Consider the following 20,454-nt stretch of genomic DNA (forward strand, 5'->3'; position numbering starts at 1 on the left):
AAGCGGGCTTGCTCATGCGGGGCGGGCAGACTATCTAGCGGCCATGGTTTTTGGGGCCGGATGCAATCTCTGGCCCAGCCTTTGGTCATTTGTGGACGCGTGACTTGCTGAAGATCAAATCGAAATTGGCCGCCCTTACCGAAGACTCGATCCTGTGGCGACTGCTGGCCGAGAATATGCGGGCCCAGATGGTGCCCTATATCGTTGCAATCATTGCGATGGTTTTCGTCGCGGGGACGACGGCTGCCGTGGCGTTCATCATGCGCGACGTAGTGGATTCGCTGTTTGACAGCGAAAATTCCGGCAAGATTCTGGGTGTCTCGCTTGCGGTCTTTACCATCTTTCTGATCAAGGGCGTGGCGACTTATGTGCAGGTGGTAGCGTTGACCCGGGCAGGCAACCGGATCGTCGCGCAACAGCAGATCAGGCTGTATGACAAGCTGCTGCGGCAGGGGGTTTCGTTCTTTAACCTCACCGAAAGCTCGGACCTGCTGATGAAGGTGACCCAGTCGGCCCAGGCTGCACGCACGGTGATCGAGATCATGGTCACCACTGCGGTCCGTGATACCCTGACATTGATCGGCCTGTTATTTGTGATGTTCTATCAGCAGCCGGTTCTGTCTCTGTTTACCTTGGTCATCGGTCCCTTGGCGATCTGGGGTGTCCGCTCGCTGCTGCGCAAAGTGCGTGAGATTGCGGATATGGAGCTGCAGTCCATGTCGGCGATCATGAAGGTGATTCAGGAAACATCCGCTGGTATCCGCGTGGTCAAGTCCTTCGGGCTTGAGGAACGTATGGCCGGACAGATGTATTCCGCAGTCAAAAGCGTTGAAAAACGGCGGAACAAGCTGGCGCGCCTGCAGGCGGCGACCAGCCCGCTGATGGATATTCTGGCCGGTTTTGCCATCGCCTCGGTCATTGGTCTAAGTGCGGCCAACCTGTTCGGCTCGGCGGGCTCGACCCCGGGTGAGCTGATGTCGTTCGTCACCGCCCTGATGATGGCCTATGAACCCGCCAAGCGCCTGTCGAAGGTGCGGGTCAAGATGGAGATTGGGCTGCGCCGGGTGAAGATGCTGTTTACCCTGCTGGACCAGCCCGAGACGCTGCCGGAAGAGGCCGATCCCAAGGCGCTGCCGGACGGACCACGCGAGGTCGTGTTTGAGGATGTCACCTTCGGCTATCGCAAGCGCGATCCGATCCTCAAGAACCTGTCGCTGACCTTCGAGGCCGGTCAGACCACCGCCCTTGTCGGCCTGTCTGGAGGCGGCAAATCGACCATCCTGAACCTGGCGCTGCGGCTTTACGATCCGATCAGCGGCTCTGTGTCGATCGACGGTCAGGACATCAAGTTCGCCTCGTTCGAGACCCTGCGCAAAAATATGTCCTTTGTCGGTCAGGAGACGTTCCTGTTCTCGGCTTCCATCGCCGATAATATCCGATTTGGTCGCGAAGGCGCCTCGCAAGAGGAGGTGATCGAGGCGGCGAAGGCGGCCAATGCCTATGAGTTCATCATGGGGCTCGAGGATGGGTTCGACACGATGGTGGGCGAAAACGGCGCGTTCCTGTCCGGCGGCCAGAAACAGCGCCTTGCGATCGCGCGCGCGCTGCTGCGCGACAGCCCGATCCTGTTGCTGGACGAGCCCACCAGCGCGCTGGATTCGCGATCCGAACATCTGGTGCAGGAGGCGCTGAACCGGCTCACCAAGGGGCGCACCACGATCATCGTGGCGCACCGGCTGTCTACCATCATGCACGCGGACAAGATCGTCGTGATCGAAAGCGGCGAGGTTCTGGAGCAGGGCAGCGCGGCGCAACTGCTGGAACATGAGGGCCCGTTCAAGACGCTCTATGACCATCAGTATTCGAACGCGGTCAACGCGGAATGAGCCCGGTGCCAGACCGTCAGCAGCCGGACGCCTCGGTCATCATTCCGACCTATCAAAGCTGGGACCAGCTGCAACTGTGTCTGGACGGGCTGGCAGCGCAGAGCGTCGATCCGGCGCGGTTCGAGGTCCTTGTGGTCAACAACGACCCCACCGATCCAGTGCCGGACAGCCTGCAGCTGCCCGCCAACGCTCGCATTCTGGCCGAGGCCAAGCCGGGTTCTTACGCGGCCCGCAACCGGGGCATCGAAGAGGCATCCGCCGAGCTGCTATTCTTCACCGATTCCGATTGCCAGCCCGACCCGCGCTACGTTGAGGCCGGGTTGAGCATCGCTGTGGACCACCCCGAGGTCGGCCGGTTCGGCGGTAATGTGGTGCTGATTCCGAACGGTGACGACTGGACGACGACCGAGCTCTATGACGCTCATCTGGGTCTGGAACAGCAGAAATGGGTCGAACGCGGGCGGGCGGTGACCGCCAACCTGATAGTCCGCCGTCCGGTGATGGAACGGGTGGGGTATTTCAATGACACGGTGCTGTCGGGCGGCGACATGGAGTGGAACGACCGGGCCAAGGCCGCGGGCGAACCGATCCTGTTTGCCGCAGACGCCATTGTCCGCCACCCTGCGCGCGGTAGCCTGAGGGAGCATATCACCAAGGCCCGCCGCATCGAAGGTGCTCGCCTGCGCCGCAACGCCCACCGAGGTTTGGGGAACTACATCCCGCCGATCCACAAGCTGATCCCGTCCTTCAAGACCCTCAGGACGCTTCTGAGGGCTCCGGACCTGTCGGCAGGGCAGGCCTTTGGTGTTTGGGGCGTCCACTATGTGCTGCGTGTCGTGAAGATCACCGAAACGGTGCGGCTGCTGTGGCTACGGCGACCGGATCAGCGGAAATAGGGGCGAAAACGCAGCTAGATGGGTGCTGCGCATTTTAGTGACATTACGCGCATAATGTGGCGCGATGCTCATCGCTGCGGAAGTTAGTGGGTTTGTCCTAAACCCTCCAAACCTGTCCGACTACAATGCCCGGCGGCCAGACAGCGGGTCCGAAGCAATCTCTACATCCAGCGGCCGCAGTTCGGCGCTCAGCGCCAGTTGTCCGAGGCATTCGCAGCTGAGGGAGCAATGGACAGGCTGAGGATGTGGTTCTCTAAGCGCACCAAATGGCCGCTAATGTCGGGTGCGCCATGTGTTTGGGCCACGAACGACGACTGATCCTGCGCCATGGTGACCTGCATGCCGGTGAATTCGATCAACGTTCGGGTCAGCGGGTAGATGGCCTTATAGGCGCTTTCCTTGGCGCAGAAGATCGATTTGACTAACGCGCCGTGGTCAGACGCGGGTTGTGTCTCGAGCCAATCGCGCTCGGCGCGGGTGAGAATGATGTCGTGCATTTCAGACGGCATGGCTGCGTCTGGTTCGATGTCGATGCCAAGGCCTTGCAGCATCTTTTGGTGAGCAACTGCTGCGATGCACAGATCAGCACAATGGGCTATCGACCCGACGATACCTGTGGGCCAGACGGGGCTACGGTCGGGGGCGCTGGGGATCGCTACCGCCGGATGGCCGATCTGAGTCAGGGCAGCGCGGGCCGCGACCCGCCCGGCGGTGAACTCGAGTCTACGCGGCGGGATGGCGCGCGCGACGGCGGGCTTTTCTTCGGGCAGAAGCGACCCGCCCGGATCAGTGGGGTCGGTGAGGGCGATCCCGACACCTGCGCCGAGAATCCGGCGCAGGGGGGCGATGATCGCCGCCGGGTCCGTCATGCAGAGGTTTGACGTCGCGATCGCATCTGACGGCGGCGCGCCATGGCGTCGCTGCGCTCGGCGGCGCGTTCGGCCTTGGCGGCGGCGACCTCTTCGGTGTTTTCTGTCGGCTTGGTGCCTCGGGTTTTTTGATCCACCACTTCCGCAAGCGCCGACAGGGTCGGGCAACGGAAGATGTCGGTGATGCTGAGCGACGGAACCTCAAGCTCGGTGCGAATCTCACGATGGGCCTGCACGGCCAGCAGGGAATGCCCGCCGAGATCAAAGAAACTGTCGCGCCCGGTGACGCCGGTGACGCCCAGAATGCGCTCCCAGATCGCGGCGATCCGTTGCTGATTGCTGCCACCCGCAGGCTGCGCGGCTGCAGGGGTGCTGACCCGGCGCGGGGCCGGGGCGGGCAGGGCCTTGCGGTCGATCTTTTTGTTTGGGGTCAGCGGGAACTGTTCCAGCGTGACAAAATGGGCGGGGACCATGAAATCGGGCAGTTGCGCCGACAGCGCTTCTTTCAGCGCGGTCTCAATCACCGGCCCGTCGGTGACCATGTAGGCCACCAGCTGCACGACCGAGGGGGTGTCCTCGCGGGCGATGACGACCGATTGGCGGATGCCGGGGCAGGCGTCCAGCAGGCTTTCGATCTCGCCCAGTTCGATCCGGTATCCGCGCAGTTTGACCTGATGGTCGGCACGCCCCAGGAAGTCCAGCTTGCCATCGGTGCGCCACCGCACCAGATCGCCCGTGCGATAGAGCCTTGCACCGGGCAGGTCCGAGAACGGATCGGTCACGAACCGCTCGGCCGTCAGATCTTCGCGCTGCCAGTAACCGCGCGCGACCCCCGCGCCGCCGATATACAGCTCACCGGCCGAGCCGATGGGAACCGGGTTCATCGCCTCATCCAGAACATAGACCTGCGTGTTGGCGATGGGGCTGCCGACATTGACGACCCCGGCAACGGGCGCGGCCATCTCGGTGGTTGACCAGATCGTCGTTTCGGTTGGGCCATACATATTCTGGATCCGGGCCTGGGTGATCTTGTTCAACTCGGACACCAGCGCGCCGGGCAGGGCTTCGCCGCCGATCATCATATGGTCCAAATGACCCAGCGCGTAACGCGCCTCATCATTCATCACCAGCATTTGCGCCATTGAAGGCGTGCATTGCATATGAGTGACCTTGTGGCGGATGATCTGGGCCGCGATGGAATAATCGTTGTCGTCCAGCGCGGTTTCCAGATTGGCCAAGCGCAGAACCTCGGCCAGCGGGCGCAACCCGTCCAGCACTTGTGGAACCGGGATGCCATAATCGATCAGGCAGGTAATCTCATCTACCCCGATACGCTTGAGCTCTTCGACCCGCTGCAGGCAGTCTTCGACGGTGCCGAACAGGCCCGAATCCTCGAAATAGCGCTGGAACGCGAAATCCAGAATGCCCTCAAGCTCATCCTCGGACAGGCTGCCGAGGTCCAGCTGGAACGGGTTGGTCACGCCCTTGGGTTTCTTGAAGGCGGGGAAGGCCCAGGCATATTGCTTGATCAGGCCAGCGGCGGCGCGCAGGTAATCCTTCATCGGCTCACGCGCAATCTCGCGCACCGCTTCGCGGTCGTCGCCGACGAACGTGTGCAGCATCAGTGTGACCTTGAAGTCTTTCGGGTCGTACCCGGCTTCGCGCAGCGCCTCGTGGTAGATACCTATCTTGTCCGACACCTCTTCGATGCTCTGGCCCAGAAGGTGGGTCAGGACGTTTGCACCAATCGCGCCAGCCTCGCGCCATGTATCGGGGTTGCCAGCCGTGGTGACCCAGATCGGCAGCGTTTTCGACACCGGGCGCGGTTGGGTGACGACGCCGTGCATGTCACCCGATTTGGTCGGGAACTCGACCGTTTCCCCGGCCCAAAGCTGGCGCAGGGTGGCGATGGATTCGAGCATCGCGGGCTTGTTGTTAGGCGGCGTGTTCTCGGGCCGCAGCACAAAGTCATCCGGCTGCCAGCCTGACGCGATCGCCAGCCCGGCGCGTCCGTTGGTCAGGTTGTCGATCACCGCCCATTCTTCGGCAATACGCGCGGTGTGATGTAGCGGGGCCACGCAGCTTCCTGCGCGCACGCTGATATTCTGCGTGACGGCAGCCACGGCGGCACCGGTGACCGAAGGGTTGGGGTAGGGGCCGCCGAATGCGTGAAAGTGCCGCTCGGGCGTCCAGACGGCGCAGAACCCGTTCTGGTCGGCGAATTGGGCGCCTTCCAGAAGCAGCTTGTATTTGTCGCGCCCGACGCCATCGTCATTGCCCCAGTAGAACAGGCTGAACTCCATCCCGCGGCCCGTGATCGCTTTGGAATAGTCCGCGTCGCCCGCGACTAACGTGCGGTTTTCATCATCGCTGAGCACGATCTTGAAGCCGCGTGCCAGCGTCCAAAACAGTTCGAGCACCGAGATGTCGAAGGACAGGCTGGTGACGGCCAGCCACACGCCCGGAGGATCATGGCGGATGCGCCCGTCCATGCCGGTGAAGAAGTTCGATACATTGCGGTGTTCGATCATCACACCTTTGGGGCGACCGGTCGAACCGGAGGTGTAGATCAAATAGGCCAGATCATCTGCGCTGACACCGCTGTCGATATTGTCGGTCGCGGCGGCAGCGATGCGGGGATCGCTGTCCAGTTCCAGAACCTGCGCCTTGTGTGGAGGCAGGTCGGCGGCGAGGCTTGAATCGGTAAGGACAACCGCGGCCCCGCTGTCCTCAAGATAGAGCGCCACGCGATCTGCAGGGTAGGCCGGGTCAACGGGAACATAAGCACCACCGGCTTTCAGAACCGCCAGCGCACCGATCAGCAAGGCGGGCGAGCGGCGGGTATGGACACCGACCAGCACGCCGGGTTTGACGCCCATGTCGCGTAGCACATGCGCCACGCGGTTGGCGGCCGCGTTTAGATCGGCATAGCTGTAGACGATGTTTTCAAACACCAGCGCTTCGGCGTCAGGGGTGCGGGTGGCCTGTGCCTCGAACATCTGATGCACACATGAGGTCTGGTCGTATTCCGTTGCGGTGGCGTTCCAGTCCAGCACGATCTGCTGCCGTTCGGGTTCGGGCAGAATAGGCAGGTCGGTGACGGGACGCTCGGCCATGCCGGGTTCGGCCAGCGCAGCCAGCAGGCTTTCCAGCCGGGCCGAGAACAGGCGTTGCGCGGTTTCTTCCACATGGCCACTGTCGGCGATCAGGATCACCTGATCCCCGTTTTGTGCCAGCGTCAGGCTGGTACCCGGAACCAGCCCCGACGCGACCGAGCTGGTGATGCCGATCTGCGGCGTCTGGGCTGGGGTCGGAACACGCGCAGGCAGATCGCAGGCGAATGGCCCGCGTACCTGAGCGTTGGCGCGTTCGGCATCGAATTTGGCGCAGGAGGCTGCAAAATTGCTGCCCGTGCCGAACCGCACCGGGACCCAAGGTGACAGGTGGGGGCTGTCGCCCGGCATCTGCTGCGCAAGATCAATCGTGTCACTGCCAGCCAGACGGCAGAACAGCGCGGCCAGCGCGCCGTTGATCTGCGCCTCGGTCACGCCCGAGGGGACGTGCAGCGTCTGCATCCGGGGCGCACCGGATGCGGCAGAGATGTCGATCATCGGAATGTCGGGATGGCTGAGCCTTTCCAGATCGGCCCGCCATGCGAGTTCCGAGGCCAGCGTCGAAGTCAGCTCTTTGCTCAGCGCCGCGGCCTCATCGACCGACGGGGACGCCAGGACCTTGCTGCCATTTGTGACCGCTTCCGCCGAGACCGCCGCGCCGAAGCAATCGCGGAATCCGCTCAGCGTCACGGCACCCTCGGCAGTGGTGATGGTCAGGCTGTCTTCGGTGCGCGACAGGATGGTGCCGGGGGCTTCGGTGGTGTCAGCCTCGGCCAGTTCGGCCTTACCGACCAGCCAGATGCGACCGCCGCGTTCCAGCTTGGCGCAGGTCAGTGGGTTCCAATATTCGCCATGATCCAGCGCCCGGACCAGCATCGCAACCTCTTGCGCCGATTTGGTGAAATCCAGCCGTCCGGCCGCCGCAGGGCGCGCGTCTTTGGCGAAATAGCTGCGCAGGCCCAGATCTTGTTTGGTCAGCGCGGGCTGATCGCTTGCCAGCGCGGCAATCACCTCGGGGAAGCTGTCGATGGCAGCGGCATAGCATTTGGTGTTCAGCGTCAGCGCCGTTTCGCTGGCGTCGATATCGAACATGCGTTGGGCAATGATGTCGCCTTCGTCCACACCGCCCGAAATCATGTGCCACGTGATGCCGTGCCGGGCCTCGCCGTTCAGGATCGACCAGACCGGCGCATTCAATCCGGCGTAGCGCGGCAGCGGGCCGTCGTGGAAGTTGACCGCGCCTCGTGCTGCGCGATCCAGCAGAGATTGCGGCAACAGATCCAGATTGGCGATGCTGAGAAGCCAATCGAACGTCGCCTCGCCCAGCCGGTCTGCGAGGTCTTTGCCGGGGGCGTGAACGGGTAGCCCCTGGGCCTCGGCCCATGCGCGGACGTCATCATTGCGTGTCACCACCCCCTGAACGCCATGGCCCGCCTCGCGCAGCATGGTTCCACATTGAATCACGAGGGATTCGTGGCCGATCAAAAGCGTGGTAAAGGACATCATTACTCTCCAACAACAGGTTCGGGGGCGCTGACGGGCTTGTTACGACCCAGAACTGCGCGAAATAGCGCACGGGTATCGTGCCAGAGCAGGGTCAGCAGAAAATAGGGTGAAACGCCGCGTTCCTTGCGGGTGATCACGCACCGCAGCCAATGCAGGAACCCCGCTGTCAGATGCGCCAGCGTAGCCCCGGCGGCGTAAAGCGCGCCGTGATTTTTCACGAAATAGTGCAGCCTTGAATCGTACCAATAACCGGGCACGCGCTTCCACGTCTTCATGCCGGTCGAGGCCGATCCGATATGCATGACCCTGCTGCTTCGCACATAATCCGTGCGATATCCGGCAAGGGCGGCCCGGCGGCACAGGTCGGTTTCCTCGAAATAGAGAAAGAAGGTTTCGTCAAACAACCCGATCTCGGACAACACGTTGTCGCGCATCATCAGGCTGGCCCCGGCCAGCCAGTCTACGGGCTGTGTCTCGGTCGGGATCGGGATGGGAACGGCCTTGTGACCCAGCAGCTTGGTGATCGGGCCGAAGTTGATCGCGCCTTCGAATTCGCTGGCGATTGACGGGAAGCGGAAGCTGGTCAGATGCGGCTCGCCATCATCGCCATAGATGTAGCTGCCTGCGAAACCCGCCTGAGGCGTGGTTTCCAGGTGGTTCAACAGGATACGGATCGCATCGGGGGCCGGGAAGGCGTCCGAGTTGACGATATAGCAGTAATCGGGCCGCGTGCCGTCGCTCAGCCCCGCGCGGATGCCCACATTGTTGCCTGCGCCAAAGCCGCCGTTGTGACCCGACTGGATCACCCGGACGCGCGCGTCCTTGTCCCAACCCTGTTTGGTCACATGGGCCGAGATGGCCTCATACGAGCCATCCTGCGAGTCGTTGTCGACGATGATGATCTCGCCCTTGATACCTTCCATCGCCGCGCGCACGGCTTCGGCCGCGCGCAGGGTCATGTCGGCGGTCTTGTAGTTCAGCAGAACGGTCAGGATGCAGGGGTCAGACATTTTCTCTCCGCCTCATCCAGGCATCGTTTCATACGCGAGGCAAGGACGCGCACATTTGGTTCCAGCACCATCGAGTCATGGTCGCCCGGCACCTCGAATACCTCGATCTTCGGAGCCCATGGGGTCCAGTCATTGTCGGGTGTGATGTAGTCGCGTTCGTGATTGACCAGGCGGTCCGGGGCGACCTTCCATTTCGCCACCAGCGGCGGGCGGAACAGCGTCAGCGGACCGGACCACGGTTTCAGCGGGTAAGAGCCGACGCTTTCCAGAAACGCCTCTTCGATGGCGGCGTTGTGGAATTGCTGGCCCTCGGCAACCGGTTCGTCGCCGGAGTTGCGCTTTTCCATCTCCCACGCGATCCGCTTTTTGGCCCATTCCACCGGATAGCCCGGGCCGCGTTCGCGCAGTTCCAGCAGCTGGATGATGATCCGGTCGCGTTTGCTGACAGAGGGTCGGACCGGCAGCGGGGTATCCAGCATCACCAGCGCGCTGACCTCTTCGCCCGCGGCGGTCAATTGCTGCGCGATCTCATAGGCGGTGATGCCACCGCCCGAGAAGCCGCCCAGCATGTACGGCCCTTTTGGCTGCACCTGCCGCATCTCGGCAATGTAGTCCCGAGCGGCTTCTTGCAGGTCGCGGTGGGGATCCTCATCCCCGAACAGACCACGTGCCTGCAGGCCATAGAAGGGCCGGTCGGCGCCGATCAGATGCGCCAGATGACGCAGGTTCAGCACGTTGCCGAACATGCCCGCCACAAGGAAGAACGGCGTTTTGGGTCCGCCCTCGCCAGAGTGCATCGGCACCAGATGCGTGAACCGCCGTTCCGGGGCCGCCGGGGCGGCAGCTGGTGCATCGCCACCGCCGCCTTCGGTTGGCACTCCGCGCGCGGCGATCAGTTCGGCGCATTTTCGGATGGTTGGCGCTTCGAACAGGACCGAGATCGGGAAATCCACGTTATAGGTTTTGCGGATTTGCGCGAAGAGGCGCACGGCGATCAACGAATGACCGCCAAGATCGAAGAAGCTGTCTTCGACCCCGATCTGATCAACGCCCAGCAGTTCCTGCCAGAACCCCGCCAGACGGATCTCGATATCGTTTTCAGGGGCCACGTAATCCGAGTCGAGCTCGGGCCGTTCGAATTTCTGCTCGGATCCGGCAGCATCGGCTGTGCTTTCGCCCGCCTGTGCCACAAGGCCATTCAGATCGAGCGAGGACAGGATGACCTGCGATTGCTTTGCAGCCAGCGCGCGGAAGAACAGGTCGGCCCCTTCGCTGGCCAGAATACCCTGCGACAGGTTATGGCGCAGGCGTTCCTCGGCCGGTGACAGCGGGGCCGGAGTATCCAGCTCGCTGGTCTGCGCGGCCGGAGCCTCGGATGCGGCAAACCCGGCGGCCTCTTCCATGCGGCGGATCGAGAAACCCTCGACCTCGACACAGACGGTTCCATCCGGGGCTGCAATTGTGACATCGAAACTGGCGGTTTCGCCATCTGCACGGTTGTCGCCGGCGTTGCGCACCCAGCTGACGATTTCCGCGGGCAGGGGCTTGTGAATACGGACTGAACGATAAGAGACCGGCACCCACAAATGGGTCGGTTCATAGCCTTCGATCAGCGCCATGGCCCAGCCGGTTGCCAGATCCATCAGGCCGGGATGCAGGCGATATCCGGCATCAAGATCGCCGCGCAGATCATCCGTCAGGGCCAGATGCGCAAGGCCTTCGTCCTGCCCAAGCGCGGTCGAGGTCAGAACGCGCCAGCGCGGGCCAAAGGCCAGATGCGCCTCTTGGCTGGACCGCAGGCGTCCGCCTTCCGGCGCTTGCCGCGGATCGGAGCAGCGCGCGGCGATTGCGGCAATGTCGACAGGGTCGGGCGAGGGCAGCGGCAGCAGAGACAGACCGGCCTGTGCATTCATGTCAAAGCTGTCGCCTTCGGCAGCGCTTTCGACAACCAGATCATATCCGACATCGCTGCGCGGCAGGCGCAGTTTGACCTGCTGGTCCTTGCTGTCCGAAACCGCCAGTGGGCGCAGGAAATACAGATCCCTGATTTCGAACGGAGTGACCTCACCCTGCGCGTCCATCGCCTGCGCGGCCAGTTCAAGATAACCGGTGCCGGGGATCAGCGCATCGCCCGCCTTGGTGCGGTGATCGTTCAGGAACCAGCGATCCTTTGCGTTATAGGTCGCTGTGAACAACCGGTTGCCCGCTGGATCGAACGTGGCCTCATCCAGCATCGGAACTTGCGCGGGTTCGGTCGGGGGCGGTGTGCCGCCGGTTCGTGCCTCCATCGCGTCTGCGGCCATGCCGACATCGGACCAGATGCCCCAGTTGATCGCCAGTACCTGCGTCTTGTCCCCTGCGCGCGCGTGGGCGTAGGCGTTGAGGTATTCATTCGCCGCCACGTAGTCGACCTGACCAATCGGAGCAGTTGCGGTCGACGTCGAGGAGAACAGAACCAACCAGTCGAGTGTTCCATCAGGGAACAATTGGTCGATGACCTGTGTGCCGTGGAGTTTCGGGGTAAAGACGTCTTCAATCTCCATCATCGACTTGGTCATGATGGGGGCGTCGTCGATCAGACCGGCGGCGTGGATGACGCCGTTGATTTGGCCAAACTCTGCAGTCACCTGATCAATTGCGGCGCGCATATCCTCGACATTCGAGACATCGGCGCTGATCGACAGGACCTTGCCGCCCGCAGCCTCCAACGCCTCAATCGCGCGGATGCGGCGGGCCGTGCTGTCTTGCGGTGCACTGTTTTGCAGAATACGGGGCCACTGGTCACGGGGCGGCAGCGCGCCGCGCGAAACCAGAACTATATTCGCCTTGCAACGATTGATGAGCGATTCTGCAAGTGTCAGGCCAATGCCACCGAACCCGCCGGTGATCATATAAGTGCCGCCATCGCGCAGAGGCAGATCCTGAGGCATTGGATCGGGCAGGGTTTGGGCGCGGTATTGCTGCGCCATCCGCTTGCCGCCGCGCAGGGCCGCCGTCCAGTTGCCGGGGGTGGCCAGCAGGTCTTCGAGCACCTGATCAGCCAGTTCGGGCGACGGGGCCGGGGCTTTGCGTTTGCCGTTCTGTTGCGGCAGGTCGACGTCCAGAACGCCACAGGTGATGCCCGGATATTCGCGCGGGATCACGCGGGCGGGGCCGGTCAGCGTGGCTTTTTCTGGATGGGGCAGACCTTCATCCCGAACGTGAAACGCGCCAGAGCTGAGGATGCTGATATGCATCGGGGCCGAGAGGTCCTCTTCCCCGATGGCCTGCGCCAGGAAGAACAGGCTGAAGAAGCCCTGCTCGAGATTGCGGTGGAAGAAGCTGCTGCCGGAGCGGAAGCTTTCGTCCTGCGTAAGCAGCCAGCCATGGACGATCCGGTTGGGAATGCGGTCATTTGCAACCAGATCGGCAAGCAAGGCCTGATACCCTTCGCGCCCGCGTTCGGGGGCAAGCCGATAGGTATCGGCATCAATGCGTGCAAACGCATCGCCAGTGGTGACAAGGGTCACGGTATGCCCGGCTTTGCGCAGGCGTTCGGCCAACCCGCCGCACAACCCGGCCTCATCCGCGAAGATCAGCCAGTTTTCCCGCGTGCTGTCTGACAGATCGCCCGAGACATCCACATCACATTCGGCATATTTCGGCGACCAGGCCACGCGATAGCCCCAGTCTTCGGGGTTTTCGGTTCGCATCAGCCATTGCTTTGCGGTGTCAGACTGCACCTTGCCCGGTTCGATGAAATAGGGCGAGCGCTGGAACCGATAGGTCGGCAGCGGCACCCGGTTGCGCCGCGCCTCGCCCCATATCTGGTCCCAATCGAACGAGCCGCCAAGAGCCCAGACACGGCCCAGCATCGCCATGAAATAGGCATCATCCGCGACGGTATCATCGGGATGGCGCAGGCTGCTGATGACCTGATTGGCGTCGACCTTGTCGTGCTGCCCGGTCAGAGAGGCCAGCGCCTTGCCGGGGCCGACCTCGATAAAGATACGCTCAGGGTTTTCTGCCAGCGTACCGATGCAATCCGCAAAATGGACGGTGCCGCGCAGGTGGCCGACCCAGTATTCGGGATCGGTGGCCTCGGCCTCGGTGATCCAGGTGCCGCTGCGGTTTGACGGGAAGGGTATCTTGGGCGCGTTGAGTTCGATTGACCGCAGATAGTCACCGAAATCCTTCAGGATCGGTTCCAGCATCCGCGAATGCGCGGCGATATCGATCAGAATGCGCTGACAGTCGACGTCCTGTTTCGCCAGCCGCTCCTGCAAGTCATCCAGCGCGGCTTGCGGTCCTGTAGCGACGGTCAAACCCGGCGCGTTCACAGCCCCCAGATCAAGGTCATCCCCCAGCAGCGGGCGCAGTTCATCTGCGGGCAGAGGCACGCTGAGCATCCCTCCTGCGGGCACGGTATCGAAAAGTTTCCCGCGCAGATGGACCAGCCCGATGCAATCCTCGAACGACATCACGCCTGCAACGCAGGCGGCGGTGTTCTCGCCCATCGAATGGCCGACCAAGGCCGCCGGTTCGACGCCCCATGCCATCCAAAGCTGCGCCAGCGCATATTCGGTGATCATGATCAGAGGCAATTGCACCGAAGGCGTCTTCAACCGCTCATCCGCCTCTGTCATCTGGTCCGGCTCGGGCAGCCAGATGGCGCGGATGTCATAGTCGAGCTTGGGCTGAAGAATATCCAGCCCCTTGTCCATCCAGTCGGCAAAGACCGGCTCGGTCTCATAGAGGTCGCGCGCCATGCCCGCGTATTGCGCCCCGCCGCCGGGGAACATGAACACGTGGTCGGGATTGTCCGAGATCACCGTATGGGTGAACACGCGACGCGGGTCGTTTTCCTCCAGCATCGCGGCGGCTTGCTCGTGTGTTTCGGCCACCACAACCCGGCGTTTCTCGAACCCGCGCCGCCCTTGTTTCAGGGTCCAGGCAACATCGGCAAGGTTCTGGCCGGGGTTCGCGCGCAGATGCGCGGCGAGCGCCTCGGCCCCCTGATCCAGTGCTTTTTTGCTGCGGGCCGAAACGGTCAGCAACTGGAACGGCCAGTCCGAGGGGTCGGCCTCTTGCCGCGCAGGTGCCTCCTGCAGGACCGCATGAGCGTTGGTGCCGCCGACGCCCAGAGAGTTCACGCCAGCCCGGCGCGGGCCTTTTTGCGGAACCCAGTCGGTCAGCGTATCATTGACACGGAAGGGGCTGGTTTCGAAATCAATGGCGGGGTTAGGCTTTTCGTACCCGAGGCTGGGCGGCAACTGGCGGTGATGCAACGACAGAGACGCCTTGATCAGGCTGGCCACGCCAGCAGCGGTGTCGAGGTGGCCGATATTGGTCTTTACCGACCCCAGACGACAGAACCCGGCTTCCTGCGTGGTTTCCGAAAACGCTTTGGTCAGTGCTGCCACTTCGATGGGATCACCCAGATAGGTGCCCGTGCCGTGGCATTCGACATAGTCAATCGTGTCGGCGGTCACGTCCGCCATCATATGCGCCTCAGAGATCGCAGCAGATTGGCCATCGACGGAAGGTGCCAGATAGCCAGCCTTGGCGGCACCGTCATTGTTGATCGCCGTGCCGCGGATTACGGCCCAGATATGATCTCCGTCCTCAAGCGCATCGGCCAGCCTGCGCAGGACGACAACGCCAGCGCCCGAACCAAAGACAGTGCCCTGCGCGCGGTGATCGAACGCATGGCATTGACCATCGGGCGAGAGTACCTCGCCCTCTTTATAGATATAGCCCCGGTTCTGCGGCAGTTCGATCGTGACCCCGCCCGCAAGCGCCATGTCGCACTCGCCGGTGATCAGTGCCTGCACGGCATAGTGCGCAGCAACCAGCGAGGTCGAACACGCGGTCTGCACATTGACGCTGGGTCCCTTGAGGTCCAGCACGTGGCTGACGCGCGTCGACAGGAAGTCCTTGTCGTTGCCCGTATGGCGCAGCAGGAACATGCCCACGTCGTCGACCAGATCGGGGTTCGAGCAGACGTTGAAATAGAAATAGCTGCCCATGCCGCAGCCGGCGAACACGCCGATGGGACCGGGAAAAGTCTCGGGCGGGTGGCCGGCGTTTTCCAGCGCTTCCCAGGCACATTCCAGTAACTGCCTGTGCTGTGGGTCCATGATGGCGGCTTCTTTGGGTGACAGGCCGAAGAATTCCGCATCGAACCGGTCGAACCCGTCCAGAGGAGCCGCAAAAGGCACATAGTCAGGGCGCTTGAGAAGATGCGGCGCCTCGCCCGAGGCCAGCAGATCCTCGTCGCTGATGCGCTGGATCGATTCCACGCCGCTGCGCAAGTTCGACCAGAATGTTTCAACCGAATCGGCACCGGGCAGATGCGCCGCCATGCCAACGATCGCGATATCGCAGTCCCGGACCGGGTTATCCATTTTTGAACCGTCCATCACCTTAACCGAGCAACCTTTAACCATATATAACAAAGAACTGACGCGGACACATGCAACCCGGGTATCCGAGCTGTGAGCTCATGTCGGCGTGCGATCAGCATGTTTTTTCCAAATGAGAAATGGAACCAATACAACCAGTTTAGCGAAGAACGTGCCTGAATTATGACCAAAGAGACAGATTTTGCCGGGGGATCTGATCTCCGGATTGCTTATGTCGATAATGGAAACAGTATTCCACATTGCGAGGAATTGTGGTGCCAGCCGAGCTGCCGGGCGTCACGCCGCCGACTCCGATGCTGACAGCCGCGGCCGGGTGGTTTCATGGGCGAGAGGGGTAGAGAAACGGATACTGACACAAAGCACACCTTAAATAACTTGAGGACACCAAAACGATTCGGTCCGGATAGCGTGAAATTAACCCTTCGCCCGGGCGGGTGCCAAGGTTGTGCGGTCAGCGGATCAGGGCTATCGCGTCAGCATTCAGCCAGATGGCCAACAGTCCAAGCGCGATTCCCCCCAGACCAAAGGCGAAATCATGCAGCGGATCCCAGGCTTTGTGCCGCCGGGCCAGCAGGATGAGCATCGGGAAAACTGCAAGACCAGCAAGGAATTGCCCCGCAAGGGCACCGATCAGTCCAAACTGGCTGACGCCGATCAGGAAGAATGTGATCTGTGTCGTGGATCTTGCGACCACATAGAGGCAGAAATTGCGCGAGTCCCCAGCCGCTAGGGCGACCCGGTCGTAGGTTTGCAGAATGATCTGCGGGATCAGCACCACCGAGATCAGCGTCGCGATCCCCCCGGCAGCCATATAGCGCGGATCGTACAGGATCGACACGATGGCGGGGGCCAGCGCGGCCAGCAGAAGCGTCATGGCCAGCAGGCCGCTGGTGATTGCGCAGCGCATCTTGCGCAGCTTACGGAAGTTCTCGGCGGATTCCGACGGGGGTTTTTCCCGGTAGAGAGGGATCAGGATACGGCCCAGAACTGCCTCACCCAGCAGAAACGGGAAGCTGGCGATGAAAAAGCCGATGCTGTAAATGCCCAGCATGTCGATGGTCAGGAACTTGCCCAGAATGATGCGGTCGCCCTGGGTCGAGATGAACCCGGCAATCGTGCTGAGGTAGATCCACTTGCCAAAGTGGAACAGTTCGCTGACCGACTGTTTCTCCCAGCGAAAGCGGTTCTTCTGGCCGCTGAGGAACAGGAAGTGAAGGGCCAGCTTGACCGCGCTCGAAGTTATCGCGCCGGCAATCATGACCCAGATCGACTGAAAGAACAGCGCCAGCCCGACCATCAGGATGACCCCGGCGGTTTGCCCCAGAAAATCCAGCAGCATCAGCCGCCCGATCATCAGGTGGCGTCCGGCGGTTTCGACCCGTGTCGGTCGGAAACCGTCAATAAACAGGGTGATTCCTGCGACCGGCAACAGGGCGGCCAGCGAGGGTTCGTTGTAGAAATTCGCCAGCGGGAAAGCCAGCAGACAGGACGCGATCCACAGGATGCTGCCGCGTGCCACCTGCATCGTCCAGGCGGTGTTGAGGAAATCGGGGTCGTCGCCACGCTTGCTTTGCTGGATCGAGGGGCTGATGCCGGCGTCCGAGACCATCGACAGACCCACAAGCACAGCCAGTATCAGGGCAATCAGGCCAAAGGCTTCGGGAAACAGCAGCCGCGTCAGGATAAGATTTGACGCCAGCCGTACCGCCTGCGTCGCGCCGAAACCCAGCAGCGACCAAAGCGAACTGCGCATGGCGCGGGCCTTCAGCCCCAAATCGGACAAACCCAGCTGCTGGCGCCTTGAAATCATAATCCAGTATTACCCACACATAATGACAAACTGCCCCGATAGCTCTTGATCGGAGTACCAGATATCCGAGTCGCGCCCATGCCTAATTTAGCAATCTGGCATTTTTTTGGTGATCGCGTCCCGGCCGCTCAGGCGTTTTGCCATGTTGCGCCATCCCGATTCGCCGGGTAAGAGACATCCTTGTGCTGCCCGCCTTGCGGCTGGTGGCTTGTGTTGTTTGTTGTGTGTTTCCAGGTGTTACGATGGATAAGTGTGATCTGGCAGGGGGCGTCAGCCGCCCATCAGGTTTGGTCCCGTGTCAGGGATCAAATGGTCGCAAAGCAGAAAATTCGGTTCAACAGGGGGTTGCGGCAAGCGATTTTGGGTCGCAGTCTGGTTGCTGTCGGAAACGACATTAACCGGGTTATTTGTTACATGCCTCAAACTCGCCCTTTTTTGGTGTAGGATACTGCCTGCGCGAGCGTGGATTTTGCTCGTGGTTTTGTGAAATGAGTGAATAGGTTGAATATTCGTACTGGCAATACGTCCGGCAACCATACGACTGGTAGCTCTTTGGATATTTATACGGATCACTTCGGATTGACCGAGCGGCCCTTCTCGCTTGTGCCTGATCCGGGTTTTCTGTTCTGGTCGGATTCGCACCAGCGCGCGTTTACCATGCTGGAATATGGTATTCTGACCCGCGCCCCGATCACGCTGATTACCGGCGAGGTCGGTTCGGGCAAGACAACCCTGGTTCATCACCTGCTGAAATCGGTCGGCGACGACGTCAAGATCGGCCTGATTTCCAACGCGCACGGGGACCGGGGCGAACTGCTCCGCTGGGTCTTGATGGCGCTTGATCAGCCTGCGCCAGCCGGGGGGACCTATGTTGATCTTTTTGCGGCGTTTCAGGCCTATCTGATCGACCAGTATGCGATGGGGCGCCGGGTGATTCTGATTTTCGACGAGGCTCAGAACCTCAGTACCGAATCTCTGGAAGAGCTGAGGATGTTCACAAATATCAACTCGAACAAGGATGAGTTGCTGCAGCTGGTCTTGGTTGGCCAGCCCGAGCTTCTGGATATGATCAGACGTCCCGAGATGCGGCAGTTCGCGCAGCGGGTCGCGTCAAGTTTTCATCTGAACGCGATGGATGCCAGAACAGTTCGGAAATATGTCGGCCATCGGCTGGCCGTGGCAGGGGCGAAACGGAACTTGTTCAGCCGCGCGGCGACCGATCTGGTCTACGAGGCCACCGGCGGGGTGCCTCGGCTGGTCAATCAGCTTTGCGATCTGTCAATGGTTTACGCGTTTACCCGTGGCAACAAGAGCATAATTGGGCATACCGTGCAAAAGGTTCTGGATGACGGCGCCTTCTTTGCGGCGCGCCAACCCGAACAAGGAAGCGATTTTCAACTATGATGAGTGAGTTTCGGTTTTATCTGTCGCTGTTTCTCCGGCGGTTTCACTTTCTGGCCCTGATCGTGGTCGGATGCACGGTTGCGGGCCTGGTGCTGGCCTTCACCCTGCCGCCGATCTATCGGGCCGAGGCGCGTCTGGTGGTCGAGTCGCCGCAGATTCCGGGTGAGTTGGCATCGTCAACGGTGCAGGCCAGCGTCATCGAGATCCTCGAGGTGATTCAGCAGCGCCTGCTGACCCGTTCGAAACTGCTGGAACTGTCCGAACGTTTCGATGTGCATGCCGATCAGCCGGACCTGCCCAGCGACGCCATCGTTGAGGATATGGAAGAACGGATTACCATCGAGCTGCCCATCAACAACTTCAACAACCGGGCGTCATTTGTGCGGGTGTCGTTCGCCGCACCGACAGGAGAGACCTCGGCGGCGGTGACGAACGAGCTGGTGGCGCAGATTCTTGAGCAGAATGTCGAAATGCGCACCAGCGTCACCAGTCAGACGCTTGAGTTCTTCATCAGCGAGGTTGCCCGTCTGGACGATGAACTAGCAGAACAGGGCGCGCTTATTCTCGAATATCAGGAGGCAAACAAGGATGCGCTGCCGGACAGTCTGGAATATCGGCGCAACCGTCAATCATCCCTGCAAGAGAGGGTGCTGCAGCTGGACCGGGAATTGTCCGGCCTCAGGGATCGCCGTGCGCGGTTGGTTGAAGTCTATGAAAGAACCGGGCGGCCGGATTTTCTGGGGGAAAGCCTGACGCCTGAACAGCGGCAGCTGCGCCAGTTGCAGGACGAGCGGGCCTCGGCCAGTGTCATTTATTCGCAGGATCACCCGCGGATCAGGTCTCTGGACGCGCAGATTGCGGCGCTCGAGGCGGCCAATATCAGGCTGGGTCTTGGGACCGAAACGGCCCCGAACATTACCGCGTTCGAGTTGCAGCTGGCCGATATCGATGGTCAGATCGAGTTCATCGAAGAAGAACGCGCCATCAACGAACGCGAGCTTGAAAAACTGGCCGCTTCCATTGAGGAAACGCCGGGGAATGCCATCACGCTGGGCACGCTGGAGCGGGATTATGACAATCTGCGCCTGCAATATGCGCAGGCAACCGCAAGTCTGGCAGAAGCCCGTACCGGTGACCAGATCGAGGCGCAGTCGCGCGGCCAGCGTGTGACGGTGACCGAGATGGCAGCGGTCCCGCTGGCCCCTGCGGATCCGAACCGGAAACTCATTGCGTTTTTCGGGCTGGTGGGCGGTCTTGGCCTGGCGACGGCACTTTTCCTGCTGCTGGAAATATTGAACAACAAAATCCGCAGGCCATCGGAGCTCGAGGCGCAGTTCGGCGGCCCTGTTTTTGGCACCGTGCCCTATATCCAGACGACCGAGCAGATCGTGCTGAGGAAAGGGATTGTGGCGATGTCCGTTCTGGTGCCGGTCGCGGCGATTTGCGGGGTGCTTTATCTTGCCCACATCAACTATGAACCCATTGAAGCCTTTATTTCCATCGTGACCGAAAAGCTGGGGATCGGCGATCCGGCCAACCTGTCGGATAACGGCTGA

9 protein-coding genes are annotated in these 20,454 nt (G+C 61.5%); 4 read left to right on the forward strand and 5 right to left on the reverse strand.

Translation table 11 applies throughout. The features are described from left to right. Nucleotides 1-104: 104 nt before the first annotated feature. Complete coding sequence (locus ACR1XV_RS15985) at nucleotides 105-1,886, forward strand: ABC transporter ATP-binding protein (RefSeq protein ID WP_480533093.1); 1,782 nt, start codon at nucleotides 105-107, stop codon at nucleotides 1,884-1,886. Next, nucleotides 1,883-2,782: a glycosyltransferase family 2 protein gene (locus ACR1XV_RS15990; RefSeq protein ID WP_480533095.1), complete on the forward strand. Its 900-nt coding sequence runs from the start codon at nucleotides 1,883-1,885 to the stop codon at nucleotides 2,780-2,782. Before ACR1XV_RS15985 ends, ACR1XV_RS15990 begins: the two co-directional genes overlap by 4 nt. Before the next feature lie 188 nt (nucleotides 2,783-2,970). Here the strand turns inward: ACR1XV_RS15990 and ACR1XV_RS15995 are convergent, their stop codons facing one another. The 5 genes from ACR1XV_RS15995 to ACR1XV_RS16015 form a co-directional block, all read right to left on the reverse strand. Next, a complete protein-coding gene (locus tag ACR1XV_RS15995) occupies nucleotides 2,971-3,651 on the reverse strand; it encodes a 4'-phosphopantetheinyl transferase family protein (RefSeq protein WP_480533097.1) in 681 nt (226 codons plus the stop codon). Beyond that, entirely contained in the window at nucleotides 3,648-8,267 is a 4,620-nt protein-coding gene (locus ACR1XV_RS16000; RefSeq protein WP_480533099.1) for a MupA/Atu3671 family FMN-dependent luciferase-like monooxygenase, read from the reverse strand. Before ACR1XV_RS16000 ends, ACR1XV_RS15995 begins: the two co-directional genes overlap by 4 nt. 2 nt (nucleotides 8,268-8,269) lie before the next feature. Beyond that, entirely contained in the window at nucleotides 8,270-9,280 is a 1,011-nt protein-coding gene (locus tag ACR1XV_RS16005) for a glycosyltransferase family 2 protein (RefSeq protein WP_480533101.1), read from the reverse strand. Then, nucleotides 9,259-15,681 carry a type I polyketide synthase gene (locus ACR1XV_RS16010; RefSeq protein WP_480533103.1) on the reverse strand — a complete coding sequence of 2,141 codons (6,423 nt, stop codon included), beginning with the start codon at nucleotides 15,679-15,681 and terminating at the stop codon, nucleotides 9,259-9,261. The genes ACR1XV_RS16005 and ACR1XV_RS16010 overlap by 22 nt, the downstream gene beginning before the upstream one ends. Before the next feature lie 454 nt (nucleotides 15,682-16,135). After that, nucleotides 16,136-17,437: an oligosaccharide flippase family protein gene (locus ACR1XV_RS16015; RefSeq protein ID WP_480533105.1), complete on the reverse strand. Its 1,302-nt coding sequence runs from the start codon at nucleotides 17,435-17,437 to the stop codon at nucleotides 16,136-16,138. Between the two features lie 558 nt (nucleotides 17,438-17,995). Between ACR1XV_RS16015 and ACR1XV_RS16020 the strand changes: the two genes are divergently transcribed. After that, a complete protein-coding gene (locus tag ACR1XV_RS16020) occupies nucleotides 17,996-18,898 on the forward strand; it encodes an ExeA family protein (protein WP_480533107.1) in 903 nt (300 codons plus the stop codon). Then, nucleotides 18,895-20,454 carry a GumC family protein gene (locus ACR1XV_RS16025; protein WP_480533109.1) on the forward strand — a complete coding sequence of 520 codons (1,560 nt, stop codon included), beginning with the start codon at nucleotides 18,895-18,897 and terminating at the stop codon, nucleotides 20,452-20,454. The genes ACR1XV_RS16020 and ACR1XV_RS16025 overlap by 4 nt, the downstream gene beginning before the upstream one ends.

The organism is Ruegeria sp. AD2(2025) (genome assembly GCF_056542385.1).

Bases quoted from the DNA above. Each gene is read 5' to 3' on its own strand.
- ACR1XV_RS15990 (WP_480533095.1), top strand. From the start codon at position 1,883: ATGAGCCCGGTGCCAGACCGTCAGCAGCCGGACGCCTCGGTCATCATT.
- ACR1XV_RS15995 (WP_480533097.1), bottom strand. From the start codon at position 3,651: ATGACGGACCCGGCGGCGATCATCGCCCCCCTGCGCCGGATTCTCGGC.
- ACR1XV_RS16000 (WP_480533099.1), bottom strand. From the start codon at position 8,267: ATGTCCTTTACCACGCTTTTGATCGGCCACGAATCCCTCGTGATTCAA.
- ACR1XV_RS16005 (WP_480533101.1), bottom strand. From the start codon at position 9,280: ATGTCTGACCCCTGCATCCTGACCGTTCTGCTGAACTACAAGACCGCC.
- ACR1XV_RS16010 (WP_480533103.1), bottom strand. From the start codon at position 15,681: ATGGACGGTTCAAAAATGGATAACCCGGTCCGGGACTGCGATATCGCG.
- ACR1XV_RS16015 (WP_480533105.1), bottom strand. From the start codon at position 17,437: ATGCGCAGTTCGCTTTGGTCGCTGCTGGGTTTCGGCGCGACGCAGGCG.
- ACR1XV_RS16025 (WP_480533109.1), top strand. From the start codon at position 18,895: ATGATGAGTGAGTTTCGGTTTTATCTGTCGCTGTTTCTCCGGCGGTTT.